General features: G+C 36.1%; 14 protein-coding genes and 3 pseudogenes. All 17 read right to left on the reverse strand.

Annotated elements, in window-relative coordinates; all coding sequences use genetic code 11:
- Window positions 1-19: 19 nt before the first annotated feature.
- Window positions 20-772: a lantibiotic immunity ABC transporter MutG family permease subunit gene (locus ACHZEU_RS08035; RefSeq protein WP_202341638.1), complete on the reverse strand. Its 753-nt coding sequence runs from the start codon at window positions 770-772 to the stop codon at window positions 20-22.
- 3 nt (window positions 773-775) lie between these two features.
- Window positions 776-1,492, reverse strand: coding sequence for a lantibiotic immunity ABC transporter MutE/EpiE family permease subunit (locus ACHZEU_RS08040; protein WP_279494251.1), 717 nt, complete (start codon window positions 1,490-1,492; stop codon window positions 776-778).
- Window positions 1,493-1,505: 13 nt separating this feature from the next.
- Window positions 1,506-2,213, reverse strand: a complete 708-nt coding sequence (locus tag ACHZEU_RS08045; RefSeq protein ID WP_279494250.1) for a lantibiotic protection ABC transporter ATP-binding protein — start codon at window positions 2,211-2,213, stop codon at window positions 1,506-1,508.
- A gap of 154 nt (window positions 2,214-2,367) precedes the next feature.
- Window positions 2,368-3,234 (reverse strand): annotated as a pseudogene (locus tag ACHZEU_RS08050) (2-oxoacid:ferredoxin oxidoreductase subunit beta).
- Complete coding sequence (locus ACHZEU_RS08055; RefSeq protein WP_404804331.1) at window positions 3,234-4,973, reverse strand: 2-oxoacid:acceptor oxidoreductase subunit alpha; 1,740 nt, start codon at window positions 4,971-4,973, stop codon at window positions 3,234-3,236. Before ACHZEU_RS08055 ends, ACHZEU_RS08050 begins: the two are co-directional and overlap by 1 nt.
- 263 nt (window positions 4,974-5,236) lie before the next feature.
- Window positions 5,237-5,503, reverse strand: coding sequence for a stage V sporulation protein S (locus ACHZEU_RS08060; protein WP_004224903.1), 267 nt, complete (start codon window positions 5,501-5,503; stop codon window positions 5,237-5,239).
- Between the two features lie 177 nt (window positions 5,504-5,680).
- Window positions 5,681-6,478: a TIGR00282 family metallophosphoesterase gene (locus ACHZEU_RS08065; protein ID WP_048391507.1), complete on the reverse strand. Its 798-nt coding sequence runs from the start codon at window positions 6,476-6,478 to the stop codon at window positions 5,681-5,683.
- A gap of 114 nt (window positions 6,479-6,592) precedes the next feature.
- On the reverse strand, window positions 6,593-7,702 hold the full coding sequence (locus ACHZEU_RS08070; RefSeq protein WP_404804332.1) for an acyltransferase family protein: 1,110 nt from the start codon (window positions 7,700-7,702) through the stop codon (window positions 6,593-6,595).
- A gap of 77 nt (window positions 7,703-7,779) precedes the next feature.
- Complete coding sequence (locus tag ACHZEU_RS08075; RefSeq protein WP_269898911.1) at window positions 7,780-9,291, reverse strand: lipopolysaccharide biosynthesis protein; 1,512 nt, start codon at window positions 9,289-9,291, stop codon at window positions 7,780-7,782.
- The gene (locus tag ACHZEU_RS08080; protein WP_404804333.1) at window positions 9,281-10,372 is read right to left on the reverse strand and encodes a glycosyltransferase; all 1,092 of its coding nucleotides are present in this window, start codon (window positions 10,370-10,372) and stop codon (window positions 9,281-9,283) included. The genes ACHZEU_RS08075 and ACHZEU_RS08080 overlap by 11 nt, the downstream gene beginning before the upstream one ends.
- Before the next feature lie 5 nt (window positions 10,373-10,377).
- Window positions 10,378-11,721 (reverse strand): annotated as a pseudogene (locus ACHZEU_RS08085) (hypothetical protein).
- Entirely contained in the window at window positions 11,708-12,898 is a 1,191-nt protein-coding gene (locus ACHZEU_RS08090) for a glycosyltransferase (RefSeq protein ID WP_404804334.1), read from the reverse strand. The pseudogene ACHZEU_RS08085 and the gene ACHZEU_RS08090 overlap by 14 nt, the downstream one beginning before the upstream one ends.
- 114 nt (window positions 12,899-13,012) lie before the next feature.
- Window positions 13,013-14,131, reverse strand: coding sequence for a glycosyltransferase family 4 protein (locus ACHZEU_RS08095; protein ID WP_404804335.1), 1,119 nt, complete (start codon window positions 14,129-14,131; stop codon window positions 13,013-13,015).
- A 94-nt stretch (window positions 14,132-14,225) separates the two neighbouring features.
- On the reverse strand, window positions 14,226-14,981 hold the full coding sequence (locus tag ACHZEU_RS08100) for a tyrosine-protein phosphatase (RefSeq protein ID WP_404804587.1): 756 nt from the start codon (window positions 14,979-14,981) through the stop codon (window positions 14,226-14,228).
- Between the two features lie 40 nt (window positions 14,982-15,021).
- The gene (locus ACHZEU_RS08105; RefSeq protein WP_305193137.1) at window positions 15,022-15,723 is read right to left on the reverse strand and encodes a CpsD/CapB family tyrosine-protein kinase; all 702 of its coding nucleotides are present in this window, start codon (window positions 15,721-15,723) and stop codon (window positions 15,022-15,024) included.
- Window positions 15,723-16,451, reverse strand: a complete 729-nt coding sequence (locus ACHZEU_RS08110; protein WP_404804336.1) for a YveK family protein — start codon at window positions 16,449-16,451, stop codon at window positions 15,723-15,725. The genes ACHZEU_RS08105 and ACHZEU_RS08110 overlap by 1 nt, the downstream gene beginning before the upstream one ends.
- Before the next feature lie 226 nt (window positions 16,452-16,677).
- Window positions 16,678-18,237: pseudogene (rny, locus tag ACHZEU_RS08115) on the reverse strand (ribonuclease Y).
- Between the last annotated feature and the right edge of the window lie 227 nt (window positions 18,238-18,464).

Consider the following 18,464-nt stretch of genomic DNA (forward strand, 5'->3'; position numbering starts at 1 on the left):
CCTCAACCATCCATTCCTACTATTCAGCTGCTCTACCTTCCCATCTCCAAAACCATAGGCAAGATAATGCAAAAGCCAGTATGCTTCCAGCTAAGCACCATATTATACTAGTTTGGATACTTCCTTCGAGCAATGTTAAATTTGTGCCCGCCGAAGTTAAAATCCATAAAGAAACAAAGTGACCGCTCCATCCATACGGTAAAAAGGGCCAAATAGCATCACCTAAACCAGTAAGCAACAAAGCGACCAGCAGGGCTTCTACAATGCCTAAACCAATCGAAGCACCTTTTCCAAATTGGAAGCTTACAAATAAATGTAAAATATAAAAAATAATATGACTGCTGAATAAAATACAGGCAGCAACACTATAAAATAAATAGTCAAAATCTACTTCATGTAATAATTCTCTAAAGCCCATACTAAAAATAGCTACAGACATAAAGATGGCTCCAAAGCTATACATCAATAATAATATAAGCTTACTCAAGTATGCCTTTATTTTTATTTTTGTTGAGACTAGCATGCTTTGATAATGACCTGCCTTCGCCTCCTGATCGGATGCCATTGCACATACTAATCCTATAATCATAGGTAGTCCACACGCTAGGCCTTGAAAATAGGCAGTTACTTTTCCGTGAAAATCCCATGGTGAATAGGAATAGTAAGCTAAAAACAATCCAGAAATAGCAATGGGGACAAGTAGATGTGTAAGTAGTAATGGAGTTCGTCTTGTTTTAAGACTTTCTGCTCTCAATAATCGTAACATGTCCATTTGCTATTTGGCCTCCCTTTTTTGAAACCACTTTGTCGTGAGTGAAGTGATTATGATAAACCAAGTGATCGTTATCAATAATCCAGGAAATATAACATCGTTATTGAGTAAAGAACTACCCTCAGGTACTGGTAGACCATTTGGTAATATACCGAGAGTTGAGCATAATAGACGTGCACCTATTGCAAAAGGATAGCAATACCATAGCTCTCCATCAGCAAATACTACAATCCCTACGATATTGGCAACTACATTGAGCAAAATAGCCAAATAGGTTCCTAATTTAGCTGCCAGAAAAAGACATAAGGGAATTTGCCACAAAAACGTTACGAAAATAATTAGAGAACTTAATAAGCTGCTTGTTATTGGTAAGCTATGATCAAATAGCCATCCCCCTACTGTAATTCCTCCAAAGAACATAATAGTGATAATGAAAAGCCATACACCTGATGAAAGTATTTTTCCCAACCAAACCTTTTTGAGGCCAAGTGGTAGTGCAAGTATACTATGGTATTTCAACTTCTTATCTTTTTCGATCACTAAGGCACAGCAAATCGTCAGTGCACCTGGCAGAAGCATCGTATACCACCAGTTATAAGCTCCTGTTTGAAAATATTCACCTCCCATCAGTACAGCGCCTATAAGTAAGGTTATAAGTGGCGTAAGCCACAGTAGTTTGGGAATAAAAGTTCGCTTCCATTTTAATTGTTCTGCTTTCATGATGGCTAACATACTAATGACCTACCTTTCTGTTGGCAGTAACAACCTGCATGAAGAGTGACTCTAATTCATGACCTTGTGGAGCTGGTCCCTGATAGCCAAGCTTGCCACCAGCAATAATGCCAATATCATCCACAACTTGTTCTACCTCATGCAAAATATGACTAGACAATATAACAGTGATACCTTGTTCTGGCAAGGAGCGAATGAGCTTACGAAGCTCTTGTATACCGATTGGATCCAAACCATTTGTCGGCTCATCTAAAATTAACAGTTTCGGTTTGTTTAACAGCGCAATTGCTATACCTAATCGTTGCTTCATCCCTAAAGAAAACTGACCTGCTCGTTTTTTCCCCGTATTCGTTAAATCTACAATCTCCAATACTTCGTCAATCCGACTTTGTGGTATGCCTAACGCTATCGTTCGAACTTTTAGATTCTCTTTAGCTGTTAAATTATCATACAAGGGTGGTGTTTCAATTAAGACCCCGATATCCTGCAAATCTTTTCTTGACCATAGATGTCCATTAAAAATGATATCTCCAGCATTAGGTCGTAGCATGCCCGTTATCATCTTTAAGGTTGTAGATTTTCCCGCTCCGTTAGGTCCAAGTAAGCCATAAACTGAATTACGTTTAATTTCTAACGATAAATTATCTACAATGTTTTGTCCTTTAAACGCTTTATTCAGATTGTTTGTTTTCAATATCAAATCTTTCATAATTAGGCATCATCCTTTCGATGACCTTAGTGTAAAAAATAAATATAAGGATTTTATAAGGATTCCATAACAATTACTTACTTGCGATCGATTACTAAAGCATAAAAAAAGCATTTGGAATGACTTCATTCCAAATGCTTCGATCTCATCAATTTTACATAAATTCTTTTACTAAATCATTAAAATCATTTTCGCTCATTTTGATATCGATATCTGTTAATGGTAACTCAGAGTAGCCAGGTACTTTTTCTTGATACGACGTTGTTTCCGTATCATGATAAATAATGCCTGTTACTAACCCCTCGTGTTCCATCACTGTACGCATTGCCATACCACGATTTGAGTGATCATAACCTTCAACATCTGCTAATTTTGTTAAATTTTCTTTAAACCAATCATATGTGTTCACTTTGTTATACGTTACACAAGGTGAAAAGACATTGATAAATGAGAAACCTTTATGGTTAATACCAGCTTCAATTAGTGCTGTTAATTCTTTAATATCTGTAGAGAAGCCCTGCGCCACAAATGTTGCACMACYTRYKAAYKSKNYSKSKAAKGGWYKMAAWGWYRSMKMRAYAGCTCCACCTGGTGTAGATTTTGTAATAAATCCAGCAGCTGAACGTGGAGATGTTTGACCTTTTGTTAAACCATAAATTTGGTTATCCATTACAATATAAGTTATATCAATATTACGGCGGATGGCATGAATTGTATGCCCCATACCAATAGCAAATCCATCACCATCACCACCAGAAGCGATAACATGTAAATCACGATTAGCCATTTTCAATCCCTGTGCAATCGGAAGTGCACGACCATGAATACCATGGAATCCATAAGAATTGATATACCCTGAAATTCGACCTGAACATCCAATTCCCGAAATGACAGCAAGTTCATTTGGTTCTATGCCGACATTTGCAGCAGCACGTTGAATAGCTGCTTGTACTGAGAAGTCTCCACAGCCTGGGCACCAGTTTGGTTTCACTGTATTACGAAAATCCTTAAATGTTGCCATTAGCGAGTCAACTCCTTCACACGATTTTCTAATTCACCAGGCAAGAATGGTGTACCATTATATTTAGTGATTGTCGCGATTTTATCGTGACCACCAACATTCATCTTCATAATATTAGCTAATTGACCTGTATAGTTATTTTCTACAACGATCACCTTTTTCGCTTGTGCAACAAGAGGTGCTATTTCTGCAGATGGGAATGGGTGAATTAAACGAATATGGGCATGATTCACTTTCATTCCTTGTGCATTCAGTCGTTCTTGCACTTCTTCAATAGCTCCTCTTGTTGAGTTAAAGCCTACTAATAAAATATCGGCTTCCTCATGTGGTGCATTAACAAAGACTGGGTTATCAAATTTCAAGCTCTCTAATTTGCGGAAGCGTTTATCCATTTGAGTTTGGCGATTACCCGTTGCCTCAGATGGCTTCCCTGTTTCATCATGTTCAGCACCTGTAACGTGATGAATACCATGCAATGTACCTGGTAAGACACGAGGTGAAATGCCATCTTCTGTATCTTCGTAACGCTTGAAGTAGGCTTTATCTGCCGCTTCCTCAAGATCATCCATCACAATTTTACCGCGACGAATTTCAATTTTATTATAATCAAATGGCTCAACAGATTGTTTACCTAGAGATAATTGTAGATCTGTCATTAAGATTACTGGTAATTGTAATTCCTCTGCAATGTTAAATGCTTGGATCGTATCAAAGAAAGCTTCCTCCATTGTAGAAGGTGCAATGACTACTTTAGGAATTTCTCCATGAGTACCGTAAAGCATAGCCATCAAGTCAGATTGTTCTTGCTTAGTTGGTAACCCAGTTGAAGGGCCTCCACGTTGTGTATCCACTACTACTAAAGGTTGCTCTGTCATACCTGAAAGACCAATTGCTTCCATCATTAATGAAAGACCAGGACCAGCAGAAGCTGTAAAGGAACGTACACCGCCAAAGTTAGCGCCAATAGCCATTGTTGCTGCTGCAATCTCATCTTCCGTTTGGATGACCGTTCCACCGAATTTCGGCAATTTTTTAATCAAGTATTCCATAATTTCAGACGCTGGTGTAATTGGGTATGCTGCCATAAAGCGTGTCCCAGCAGCTAATGCACCAAGTGCTATCGCATCGTTCCCAATCATAAACATACGACGTTTACCATCTGCAGGTGCAAGCTCCCATTCGCCTATACGATCAACTAACAGCTCATTCATAATTTGACGACCACGTGTAATGGCTTCCATATTTTTTTGTACGACTTCTTCGCCCTTTTTACCAAAAATATCATCGACAACATTTTGGAATACTGCGTCTTCTAGGTTTAGCAATGATGCAGTTGCGCCGATAGCCACCATGTTTTTCATTAACGAAGTACCAAGCTCTGCTGCTACTTCTGTAAACGGTACTGCAAATAATGGTGCTTTTGAATCCACTGGTTTAACAGGATCAAATTTTGCATCGGCTAAAATAATACCCTTTTCTGTAAGCTCTTTATAATTGACATCAATTGTTTCTTGATCGAATGCCACTAAAATATCTAAATCATCCGCAATTGAACGTACTTCTGTTGGACGAACTGTAATTTTATTATTCGTATGGCCACCTTTAATTCGAGAAGAGAAGTGACGATAACCGTATAGGAAATAACCTAGACGATTCATTGCCATTGAGAAAATCTCACCTGTACTCTCAATCCCTTCACCCTGTTGCCCACCGACTTTCCATGAAAGCTGATGTAACATGTCAACAACTCCTTAAATCCAATGTGTACTATTATTTTTCCTTCATAAGTTTAACACGAAGAAACCGTCTGGACTATTGTTTCTCCACGATTTAGGCGAAAATCAGACCTTTGACTGAAAATCCTGTTCATAAAGTTGTAATTTTCAAATCTAAGCAAAATCACGCCCCTATTTCAAGTGACATCTATCATATGTAAAACAGGAAAACGAAAAAATGCTCCGCCACCATATTATGTGACAGAGCATTTTACTTCATTACTTTTTTATCGAATACGTTTTTCCACTAGCAGCTTTAATGCTGTTCGTTCTTCTCCAGCAATCAAAATATCGGCAAACGCCGGCGCGCAAATTAAATCTGTGCCACTTGGCGCTACAAATCCGCGTGCAATGGCCACTGCTTTCACGGCTTGGTTAAGTGCACCTGCCCCAACTGCTTGCATTTCTGCCTGCCCTTTTTCTCTGATTACCGCGACTAATGCACCTGCAACTGAATTTGGATTAGAGCGTGATGATACTTTTAATGAATCCACAATTATTCCTCCCCGTTTCGCGAATAGTGTTTACGCTCAACAACTCATGTCCCCCTTTTTGGACCTCAAGTTATTGTCCGTAGCACATTTTATGCTCCGCAAAACGGAAATAGACTAGTTTGACAAAGAAACCTATATCCCCGTAAAAGAAACGTAAAAAAACATTCTTCGACTTATCTACCCTTGAAATGGATAGTCTTCATTTATATAAATGCGTTCACAGGCAATAGCTTTTCCTGTTCGATCATCCATCTCGACAAAGAAACCACTCAAAACCTCTCGCCCTTTTTTCGGAACTTCAAAACGAGATGGCATGTTTGTTTGGAATTTATAGATGACACTTTCCTTCGTCATACCTAAAATTTCATCGTACGGCCCTGTCATACCAACATCCGTGATATAAGCCGTACCTTGCGGGTAAATTCTTGCATCTGCTGTTTGCACATGTGTATGTGTCCCAACAACCGCTGAAGCCTTTCCATCTAAATGCCAACCAAGAGCGATTTTTTCACTAGTCGCTTCAGCATGAAAATCCACGAAGACAAGTGGAGATATTTGTCGAGCCTCTGCAATCAATTGATCTGCCATTGCAAACGGATCCTCATGTGGCGGTAAAAATACACGACCATGTAAATTAATGACAGATAATGTCACGCCATTTTTAGAAATCTGAACCATACCTTTACCAGGTGCTTCACTTGAAAAGTTTGCCGGACGGATTAAGTAATCCGCGTCATCAATAAAATCAAAAATATCTTTATTGTCCCATGTATGATTCCCCATCGTAATAACATCTACACCCATTTGTAGCAAGCTATTATAAATATTACGAGTAATCCCTCGTCCTGCCGCAGCATTTTCCCCATTTGCAATCACAACATCTGGATTATACTTCTTTTTTAAGCGAGGTAAATATTTTTCCACCGCATCTCGACCAATTGAACCAACAATATCACCAATAAATAGAACTTTCATTATGCAAGACCACACTTTCTCTAAATAACATCTTTTAGTTTACCATCTTTGCTTTGGCAATCGCAAAGTAAATCGCAAGCCTTACCCCATTTACACGTTTAAATGCCAGTTTATTTAGGATTTCTGGATGGGAAATTGTGCATCTTTTTTATTAGATGAGGCCCCATTGGTATTGAGTTGCCCTATAAAAAAAGCGCCTAATTTCCATCTACTCATTATATATGTTATACAAATGGAGCAACTGAGACTGACAATAAATGAAATGGCAATGACAGAAAATACACTTAATGTTTCGATAAAATTCGTTAAAAAAATTTTAAGTAGGCTATTAACTAGGGGATGTAATAAATATATACCGAAGGAATAACGACTAATAAAAATGATAAATTTCGGCATTTTTCTTCTGTTACTCGCGATGAAAAATAACAGAAAAGCTACACTGAATGTATAAAGGATAACGTCTATTCTCTTTGAATGAACTTCCGTAATAATACCTGATAATTGAGTGATTAGCAAAAGACTTACTGTGATTAGTAATACTGCTAGTAACAAATAACGAAAACGCTGTAACCACGATAGAAATTTATCATAATTTTTTCCACAGTAATAAGCTACTGCAAAATAAGCAATCCACGCAGGAAATGGCATCTTATTAAAAAAATCCCATTGTAAACTAGTATACGCTAAATCAGGAAAATACTTAAATGGATCCAAAAAATTAAAAAAGGCTAAGTAACCAAAATTAATGATAAAAGCAGTCATTATTACTTTATAGGCAGGGTATCTTGAGGCAATAAATTTCACAAAAAATGGATGAATGATATAAAACTGAAAAATGATCACGATAAAATAACCATGGAAATCACCTTCCAAATAATTTAGTAGTAGTTTTTTGGCAAATTCAATAGAAGGCAATTCAATTGATTTAAGAACGGCATCAAGTAGTCCAATAAAAAGAAATGGCGTTAACATATATTTATAACGTTTTACATAAAACTTTTTCGGCAAACGATCTGAATAGGAATAGGCAATGACAAACTCTGAGATAAATATAAAAAGAGGTGTCCCGAACATAAAGATCAGCTGAATAGATGTCAGGATTACGAATAGTGGACCTTCTTCTATGTCATACATGTTCAATGCCAACGTAACACTATGCATTAACACAATCCCTAAGCAAGCAACGTATCGTAGTAAATATATTTCTTTGACTTCTCGCTTCATCACCCTCACCTGCCATTTCAAAGGAATCAATTTGCCTTTCAATTATGCTACTTACCTTACTCAATGCAGGGATAAAATTATTTACTATTGGTAGTTGTTCTCTTTAATTGCACCAAAATATCTCGCATTGTTTGAGGCTCAATAATAAAATTACCTACTAATAAAATAAACATCGTCCACAAGGAAATACATATAGCGGCTACAAGCCATGAACCTGCAGATGTAATATGGAGCTCGATAAAAAATATAAATGGTATTGCTGCAGTAAGTGCAAAAATACTATTTTGCACAATTTTTTTGACAGTATCTTTAGGTGAATTTTGTAAAATCTTTTTAGAAGAATAAATGATTAAATCATAAGTACGATAGCCGTATGAACAAATTCCTCCCAGTAATATTCCTTCTGCGCCAAAAAACTGTACAAAAACAAGAGAAACTACAAGGTTGATTAATGCTTCCATAATGGCACGATTTTTCGTCTCTCTAAAATGGCCTGCAGCATTCACTAACGTATTGGCAGGAATCCGAATTGTATTCGCTACTCCTACAATGACAAACAATATTGCTAACCAGGGCCTTATGTAATTGGCATCTTCAATCCCTGCTGTATAAATCTTTATAAATGGCAATATTAAAATAGCTGTACATGTGTAGCTAAAAGCAATGATGCCATAAAAAATATATTCAAAGTGATTAAAATATTTCCGAAGAACGTCCTTATCCTCTTTGACAAGAATGTCTCCAAAAGCTGCTAATATCGCCCCTGAAAAAGTGGATATAAACAAAGTGACTGCATTAAACACCATACTATAAACTGTAAACACACTGACTTCTGTTAAGCCCAGAAAAATCGTTATTAAAATAAACGGCGTGTTAAACACCACTAACGAGGCAATTTGATGAATTAAAGCATCCCATTTATCTTTAATTGCTAACGTATTCGCTTGTTTTTTACTATTGAAATATGGATATTTCTTTTTAACATACAATCTTAAAAAAAGAACATCCAGTAGCAATATGGCACTTGAACTAGCAACAACAATGACGATGGAAAAACCAAATGCTATCAAAGTAACTGACAATAGTGCACTCGCAAAAAGCAACATTGTTTGAATGCGAAAAATAACATAGCTTTTTTGATCTGCCGACAGTAGAACTAAATATTTCCCTATAAAAAAATACTCCCACATGCCACTAATCCCCAAAATAAGTACCATGTAAAGAGCCGTTCGCGGATTCACTTCATCTCCTACTAATAACGGATAACAAATAGCCAAAATGGCGACTAATCCAACAAAGACATAACCCGAACGTCTATAAAAACGATTAGTCGCTGAAAGAATTCCATTTATTTGGTCTTTATCACCCTTGGCTAGTGGCTTATAAAGTGCCACTATAGATGCATTACCAACCCCAGCCTCTACTATTTTTAAATAACTTAAAAATTGCTTAATCGACGAAACAAGCCCGTTTGTAGCAGAGCCGTATGTTGTCATAAATAGTCGAGGTAAAATGAAATTAATAACCGCTGCAACAACTTGTAGTAATACATTAGACATTAAATTTAAAACTAGTCTCTTAGTTCTCATGCTGGTAAGCACCTTTTCTTTTAGTAAAAGTAAGAATTAAGCCTTTGCAATCACTGATCCGCTGTTTAAACCTATTCAACATGAAAAGTAAAAGAATTTGTTTTTTCTTTAATAACCAAGTATAGATCTTTGATTTGAGCGGCATATTTGTCATCCGAATCGCATGCAACGATCCATGAAACGCTTCATGAATCAACATTTTCTTAATAAAGGTACGCTTTTCATGTAAACGCTTATGGTTGAATCTATTCAATTCATTATTCACCGCTGCCATCACTAAATAAGTAAAATAATACTGAAGTTGTTCAGCAAAATTAGGAACCTGGTCTGCTTTCCTGTACTTTAAAACTTTCAATTGTTCATACAACACAAGTATTTTTTTAAAAAACATCTGATCATAACTAGCCGTCATGGAAGAAGAATGCTGACGGTAATGGTAGAGATACTGATTTTCTAATATATAAATACTTTCTGCATCAAGTAAGCTAGGATATGTACAAGCAGCATCGTCCCCCATGCAAATTTGATCATCCACATCAAAGAGATTTTTCTCTAATAGGTCTCTTTTAAATATTTTGTTAGATAAAGATGGATATAAGCCAAAACGGTAATACTCACCCGAATATAGCATAATTGGATATACTTCTTTTTCCATTCTATCCTTCCTGTACAAACCAGGCGAGACAAGCTGTGATCTCTTCACTTCTTGGAGTGGATAATTTTCTACAATGTCACAAATAACAATATCTACATCAAAAACACGTGCAGTATTACATAATGATTTATACATATCAACTTCAATCCAATCATCACTATCTACATAACCAATATACTGTCCTTTGGCGACCCTTAGCCCTGCTTTACGGGCACTGACAGCACCACTATTTGCTTGATGAATGACGGTAATTCTTGTATCAGATTCGGCATATTCATCGCAGATTACTGAGCAGCTATCAGTCGAGCCATCATTTACTAATATCAACTCAAAATCTACGAATTCCTGTCTCAGAATACTATCAAGACACATTTTTAAGTAAGGTTCCGTATTATAGACGGGGACAATAATGCTTAAATATGGCACTCACCTCACCTCTCATTCATAATAGCTCCCTTACTTTTACTCATAGTCAGTGCAAACATAATTAATAAAATATGATATGGAAAATAATCCATGACAAATGAATCAAGTCCTATATTCGCTATTMACATGATATAGAGAGGAATAGCRTTGATTGAAAGGATTTGAAAGCCTGGTYTATTCATAATTCCGACATTCTCTCTAAGTACTTTATAGAGGCTTGAAATGTATAGTACTGACAAGAHTATTCCGHTBAAACCTATATAATAGGGAGTTGATAAGTACATTGTATGTGCCATCTTTACCTTCGCAAAGCTTGTGCCAAAGCCTGCACCCAAAACAAATACTTTCGTGTTTTGAAGGATTTCATTTACAAATAGGCTCCAACTACTCACTCGACCAGTGGTAATGGCATCTGTCGATATTCCTGACCCAAAAAACCGAATCCAATAAATTTCGAATAACTTCTCGTAAAAAAAATAGAGGGCACCCCCACAAATAATCACGATAAAAGACGAAAATTTAATAGCAGTCTTCACATTATTTCTAATGAATACAACAAATGTCATCATAATGAAAACGATTAATGTAATAATAAACATTTTGGAATATGTCAGTATGCCAAAAAATGCTAATATCACGAGTAATACAATTKACTTTTTCWCMTYTTWYYCATCCWRATTAAAAAGCACTAATAAACAAGCCATAGCTATTAATACTTGCAAACTAAAGTAATTTGGATCTAAATCTAAACCCGTAAATCTTGTACTAATCGAGTTCATTGTCTTCACTGTATTCACAATGGTCATTGACTCTATGAAATGATCAATTTCTGGGATAGAATAACTAATCAATCGAACGATTGAAGCAGCTAGTAAACCCGATGCATAGATATACGTATACCTTCTGAAATATGCCTTATCATCGAGGGTCAATATTGCACAAAAGAGCACACTATAATTCAACACAAAGCCTAAAACTGCAATAAGATTACCACCACTAACTATCGTTACGGCCACCGTATAAAATGCAAATAAAAAATAGGTTAATAGGAGTCGTTTTGAAATACCTTGCTTTTGTAAAAAGAGCGTCAAAATACTTAACAAAATATAGAAAGAACTAAGTACAACAAGCAGTGAATATCCTGATATATCGAATTTAATGACGTACACCCACGAAATAAAAAACAATAAATAGTCAATTCGATGCTGCTGCTTATCTAGCAGCATCGCCAAACTAGTTAAAAGGAAGAAGAGCCAGAGAAATAGATTACTACCTGTATATATTTTGAATACGACAAAGATACTTGAAATTATACAAATGAGCACACTAAAATTCTTAGATTCTATCATGTAMATCAAACTCCAATACAAGTTGCTCTTGAGCTTTTTTGTTTGTGTAGTGATTTTCCTCTATGTAATTTTTCATATTGTGTAGTAATTCTGTATTTKTCATAACACTAGAAATGACTTGAAAGASGTCTTGRATGTTAAAGCCTGTTATCAATCCGTTATGACCATTACAAATTTGTTCACCTGCTGCGGCAAAGTCCGTTGTAATAACAGGCGTTTGTACAATTAATGCCTCCCCAATGACCATTGGATAGCCTTCGTAGGCAGATGTTAAAACGAATACATCACTACATTTTATAAATGGATAGGGATTTTTCATTTCTCCTACAAATTCAACTACATCCTCTACACCTAGTTGCAAAGCTAATTGCTGATTTGAAAGTAGGTCTGGTCCATCCCCTAAAATGCGCCAGCGAAAATTATTTATAGAAGCTTCCTTTAACAACTTACACAGATGTGGAATAAGGTCGAACCTTTTTGTACTATTTTCAATTCGCCCGACAGATATTAAATCCAACTCGCTTTTATGAAACGGTGTATATTGACATGCCAGTTCTTTAATCTCTTCGATTGGAAAAAAATTATAAACCACTTGAATTTTATGTTGATATTGTGGAAGAAAATTTATTAAATTTTCCTTACATGCTACTGAAACACATAACAATCGATCAAAATTTTTATAGGTTTTGACACAAGCCTCATAATTAAAATTCGCTTTAATGGGATCTGTATGAATCCATGCGAGCTTACGATCTGCTATCACAAACTGATCTACAAATAAATTGGTCCCCTTATTGAAGTATTGATTGGGTACATCATTAAAATAAGATATGGCGATATCATAATGACAATTATTGCGATGTTTTTTTAAAAGCATCGAATAGAAGTTATGGGAACCTATTAATCGAACAACTATCATACACACAATGCGTAAAATAATATGCCATACGTTATTTCTTTTTTTCACTTCAGCAAAAGGTGTAGCAATTAGTTGTAACAGTAAGTTCCCTGTAGTTACCTTCACATTGGAGGGAATATCGTTCATTAATTCCCCTCCACTAAATGTGAAAACATCTATCTCATATTTCTCGTAGAGGCTGATTTCTTTTAGCATATTAATTAACGCCTTTTGGATGCCACCCCTTTGAAAATTTTGTGCAACAAATAATATTTTCATATTAGCCCCCCTAAAAATACTACTGTAAATTTTCATATTGCTCTTACGTTTATAAAAATTGGATCGATAGCCGTTACGAGCTACTCCCTTTGCTACTCACACTCCGCATGGCTTTTATAAATTACTGTATAAATCAGTTATCCGTTTCTCCATTTTCGCCCAGCTGTAACCTTCTTCGTACAGTGCCTTCATTTCACGAGAAATTTCTGGCCATTCTTTTCTACGCTTTACCAAATTCTCAATTCCGTTTTGTAAACTCTCTCTATTGTAATCAATAAGTTCTCCAAAATTATTTGTYGCAACTACTTCTGACATTCCCGTAKTTTTCACCATAATCAAAGGCTTAYCAAGCATTAACGCTTCATAGAATTTATTAGGTKCAGCATAATAATGGTTAGAGATGGTAGGATCATAAATAGCCGTCATAATGTCACAACTATTTTCTAACTCTATTGTTTTTTCATAGGGTAACTTACCATAAAAGTGTATATTGTCATGCATTTTCGAAGCTTGCAGCAATGTATCAGCTAACTTACCAAATCCACCAATATGCAGCTCATAACTTGGCGTATTCTTTACTACTTCAACCAATTCACTAATCAATCGATTTTCAGTAAGTATACCTACATAGACTATTTTTACTTTTTTCGGGTTCAAATCTAAGCAATCATTGGAATCTATATAACGTGGAGTATTATATATGACCTCTATTTTTTTAGGTGAAGCCTTAGCAATCTGTTCTTTGCGCTTTTCTGTACATATAATGACTGCATCCACACTATTCATAAGGCGTATATCTAGACTAGCAATGACCTTTCCAATAATCTCTGGTCCATAAAATGGTGATGTATACGAATCAAATACGTCGTAGATTACTTTTTTACGAAGTAATTTCCCACATATTGTACCTATTAACGCTGTATMAAAATCACAAGCGTGAATCATATCGTACGTATTTTTATGGCGAAGTAACCATTGAAAAAGTTTAAGTTGAAATTTTATAAATGGGACTAAGTTCTTTTTCAAACCTCCTCCAAATGTTGCCGGAATACCAAACCTTGTAATACGAATTGCCTGTTCACCTTCTAACAGCTGGTTCTTTATTTTATATTTTTTATCTCTATCCCAAGCTAAAATGTGAACCTTCCAATTATTTTTCGCAAGGCAATGTGCTTCCTTTTCAACCCTTGGATCTGGAGAAACAGGGTTACTCCTCATAAAAACAACTCGCATCTCATATGCCCCCCTTAAACATAGAATGTCTCTAGTGCTTCAGCTACTTTTTCCTACCTTTTATGTCCTTACAACTTAAAGGTGCTTTCCCATTTTAAAAAAACTTCCACCATTTTTTTGTGAAAGTATCATCTGGTTCATATACAATTAATGTAAGATTGTTAATGATTCGTTCGTTATTTTCAAGCAAAAATTCTACCATATCCAAATCTTTTTGTTTTTCTAAAAATCTAAGTCCCTTTTCAAATAAGAAAGGACGTGTATTTAAGTTATGCACATCTGAACCGTATGTATGGACAAGATTCGAGCGCACTAAATTTAGCGAAAGTTTTTGGACGGTTTTTCCAAACAATCCTGCTAAACTCCCTGATGTAATTTGTGCAACTGCCCCCTCGCGTATAATTTGTTCCAAATGACTTGGATTTTCTGAAATGACTCTATTTCGCTCTGGGTGTGCAATAATTGGTGTTATGCCTGCTGTTAATAACGAGTAAATGATATCCTTTGTATATTTGGGAATATGATTAGAGGGAAGTTCCAACAGCAAATAATTGGAATTTGCTAATGTATGTAATTGTTTTTTTTCATACAATTCTAGAATGTTACCTGCCAAGCGTACCTCTTGTCCCGTGTAAAGTTTTAACGGCATTTTACGTTGGTCAATTGCCATTTGTAACTGTACAATTTGCTCATTCACGACATCAAAGGGGACATTATACAATGGATGTAAAGCATGCGAAGTGGAAACAATCGTTGAAATCCCCTCCAAAACTGCCTGCTCAAATAAACAAAGTGTCTCTTCAATCGTTTTCGGACCATCATCGACATCMAATAATATATGACTGTGCATATCAATCACTGTACTTCACTTCCCTGTATAGATACTTGAATCAACGATAATATTGCTCATAATATTGATGGAGTGGCATTTTATAGTTATTTAATACTACGCCTAAAATATTTGCTTTTGAGGCTTCAAGGCTTGACTTTGCTTTTAACACACTTTCATTTTCTGCAACTCCACTGTTCACAATTAATAATGTACCATCACATTTATTGGACAAAATTTGAGCATCTGTTACAGATAGTAGGGGTGGCGCATCAAAAATAATGATGTCAAACTCTTTCTTTAGTTCCTCAATTACACTCCCCATTAAGGTAGAAGCTAGTAACTCTGCTGGATTGGGGGGAATAGGCCCACTTGTCAAGACATATAGATTAGCAATATCTGTATTATTGACGACTTCGGAAATTGTAAAATGTCTTGTTAGTAAATTTGATAGTCCTCTAGCATTTTGCAATAGAAACGTATAATGCATTGTTGGTTTTCGTAAATCTGCATCTACGATGACGACCCGTTTTCCTTCTTGTGCGAAAACAACACCTATATTGGCTGCATTGGTTGACTTTCCTTCACCTGGTGTTGCAGATGTCACTAATATTGTTTTAATCTCTCTATCTGGCATTGAAAAAGTAATATTTGTTCGGATTGTTCGAAATTGTTCAGAAATAAAAGAATGGTCATTTGCAATCGTCACAAGTTTTCGTGCCATTTTCACTAACTTCTTCTTTTTCTTTTTTTTCCAAAACATTATGACCCTCTCCTCGTTTTACGAGATTTTATCCTAGTGCTTTTATTGTGAGCATCACTAATTTGACTAATCAAGCCAATAATCGGTAGTCCTACTAGCTCTTCAATATCTTGCTCAGTCTTGATTGTAGTATCTAAGCTCTCTATTATGATGATGAGAGCAGCACTTAAAACAAAACCAATAAACGAGGCTGCTAMTATATAAAGGGTTTTATTTGGCGCAATCGGTACAGGTTCCTTATCTAATTGTGCAACTGACAAAATATTAACATTATCAACCGTCATTAAAACTTGGATCTCCTCTTGAAACACATCTGCTATTGTATTGGCAATTTCGACAGCCAACCCTGCTTGCTTGTCTACAACATTAATATTGACAACTTGTGAGTTATTGGCACTAGATACAGTAATTTGATCCATTAAAACTTCAGGTGTGACATCCAAATCTAGCTTATTTATAACTTTAGATAAAATAGCAGAACTTGTTATGATAATGTTATACGTATTAATAAGTCGGAGATCTGTTTCAACCTGTTGTACACCTAAATGTGGTTGCTCTATATTTTTTTGATTAACTAAAATTTGCGTTTCTGCCTCATAGGTAGGTTTTAACACAAAGATACTAATAAAGGCCGTAACCAACGCTGCAAAAAGTGTAAAACTTATGATAAAAAGAAAGTTTTCTCGGACTATTTTCAATATATCTTGTAATGTGATTGTTTCTTTCAATGCTCTTCACTCCTTGTCAAAACATATACCAGTTGTAAAAATGGAGTATAACTAGGCTGGTTAATTTTTAAAAGGTATTCATGTTGAGGCTAGTTCACTATGCTTTATTCCATACTATATTGTTGGAATCATCCATTTATTCTTACTGGGTAGATCACATCGAATTTATTCACATACAAAAAGGCACCCCCTGACCTTGGTCAAGGGATGCCTATTATTTTAATATTTATTTCGCGTATTCCACAGCACGTGTTTCGCGAATAACTGTTACTTTAATATGACCTGGATAATCGAGTTCTTCCTCAATACGTTTGCGAATATCACGCGCAAGACGATGAGACGCTAAATCATCAATTTTTTCAGGTTGTACAATAATACGAATTTCACGTCCAGCTTGAATCGCATAAGATTTTTCTACGCCATCATAGCTTTCTGAAATTTCCTCTAACTTTTCAAGTCTGCGGATATAGTTTTCAAGTGTTTCACTACGTGCACCTGGACGAGCAGCTGATAATGCATCAGCTGCAGCGACTAATACCGCAATAACAGATGTTGCTTCAGTATCACCATGATGCGAAGCAATACTATTAATGACAACTGGGTGTTCCTTATACTTTGTTKSYWATTYCMCACCTATTTCAACSTGGCTTCCTTCAACKTCATGATCGATTGCTTTWCCAATATCATGTAATAAGCCTGCACGACGAGCMAATGCTACATCTTCACCAAGTTCAGCAGCAAGTAATCCTGCTAAATGWKCGACTTCAATTGAATGTTTTAGGACATTTTGTCCATAGCTTGTACGATATTTCATGCGGCCTAAAATTTTCATTAAATCTGGATGTAAGTTATGAATACCAATTTCAAATGTAGTTTGCTCACCTGTTTCGCGGATTTGTTCATCCACTTCACGTCGAGCTTTTTCCACCATTTCCTCAATACGAGCTGGGTGAATACGACCATCCTGTACAAGTTTTTCAAGTGCAAGTCGAGCTGTTTCACGGCGAATTGGATCAAAGCCTGATAATATAACCGCTTCTGGCGTATCATCAATAATTAAATCAATTCCTGTTAACGTTTCCAATGTACGGATATTACGGCCTTCGCGACCAATAATACGTCCCTTCATTTCATCATTTGGCAAGTTCACAACAGATACAGTTGTTTCTGCTACGTGATCTGCAGCAAAGCGTTGTAATGCTAATGATAAAATTTCACGTGCTTTTTTATCTGAGTCTTCTTTCGCACGTGTTTCAGCTTCTTTCGTCATCACAGCAATATCAGTTGATAACTCTTTTTCTACTTCATTGAGGATAATTGATTTAGCTTCATCCCTAGTTAAAGCAGAAATACGTTCTAACTCTGTTTTTTGTGATGCCATGAGCTCGTCCACTTTGCTCTCCATCTGTTCAATATGCTGTTGTCTTTCAGCTAGAGCTTGTTCTTTGCGCTCTAAGCCAGCTTCTCTCTTATTTAGAGCATCATCTTTGCGATCAAGATTCTCTTCTCTTTGCAATAAACGGTTCTCTTGTTTTTGAAGTTCTAAACGACGTTCACGAATGTCATTTTCAGCTTCAGTACGAAATTTGTGAGTTTCATCTTTGGCTTCAAGTAGTGCTTCTTTCTTCATTGCCTCCGCTTCTCGTTTTCCTTCTTCAACGATTGTTTCAGCGACATGTTTAGCACCAGTGATTTTTGAGTCATTCACTTTTTTCATGTAGATATAGCTAACAGCGGCACCAACGATGAGTCCAAGCAAAGCGGAGATGATAGTAATTCCATCCATATGAACACCTCCTCTTGCTATTTGGGTATTACAGTTTCAGTCGGCGCATACATCTATGTCGCCTTAGCTAAAATGCACCAGATTTTGTTAAAATTTATGCAAAACCCGTTTCATTGGCCAAAGGCATTATCTTCATCCAGTAGGCGTTTAGACATCCATTTTAAAGGATATTTCACTATAAAACATTTGCTAAATGAGGATAAAATGTACTGCCTATTTAAAGTCAT

This window comes from Lysinibacillus sp. S1 (assembly GCF_044986265.1).
GTDB classification, from domain to species: domain Bacteria; phylum Bacillota; class Bacilli; order Bacillales_A; family Planococcaceae; genus Lysinibacillus; species Lysinibacillus capsici.

What these genes read in the sequence shown, in the direction of transcription:
- ACHZEU_RS08035 (WP_202341638.1), bottom strand. Translation starts at nt 772, where the DNA reads ATGGACATGTTACGATTATTGAGAGCAGAAAGTCTTAAAACAAGACGA.
- ACHZEU_RS08040 (WP_279494251.1), bottom strand. Translation starts at nt 1,492, where the DNA reads ATGAAAGCAGAACAATTAAAATGGAAGCGAACTTTTATTCCCAAACTA.
- ACHZEU_RS08045 (WP_279494250.1), bottom strand. Translation starts at nt 2,213, where the DNA reads ATGAAAGATTTGATATTGAAAACAAACAATCTGAATAAAGCGTTTAAA.
- ACHZEU_RS08055 (WP_404804331.1), bottom strand. Translation starts at nt 4,973, where the DNA reads ATGTTACATCAGCTTTCATGGAAAGTCGGTGGGCAACAGGGTGAAGGG.
- ACHZEU_RS08065 (WP_048391507.1), bottom strand. Translation starts at nt 6,478, where the DNA reads ATGAAAGTTCTATTTATTGGTGATATTGTTGGTTCAATTGGTCGAGAT.
- ACHZEU_RS08070 (WP_404804332.1), bottom strand. Translation starts at nt 7,702, where the DNA reads ATGAAGCGAGAAGTCAAAGAAATATATTTACTACGATACGTTGCTTGC.
- ACHZEU_RS08075 (WP_269898911.1), bottom strand. Translation starts at nt 9,291, where the DNA reads ATGAGAACTAAGAGACTAGTTTTAAATTTAATGTCTAATGTATTACTA.
- ACHZEU_RS08105 (WP_305193137.1), bottom strand. Translation starts at nt 15,723, where the DNA reads ATGTTTTGGAAAAAAAAGAAAAAGAAGAAGTTAGTGAAAATGGCACGA.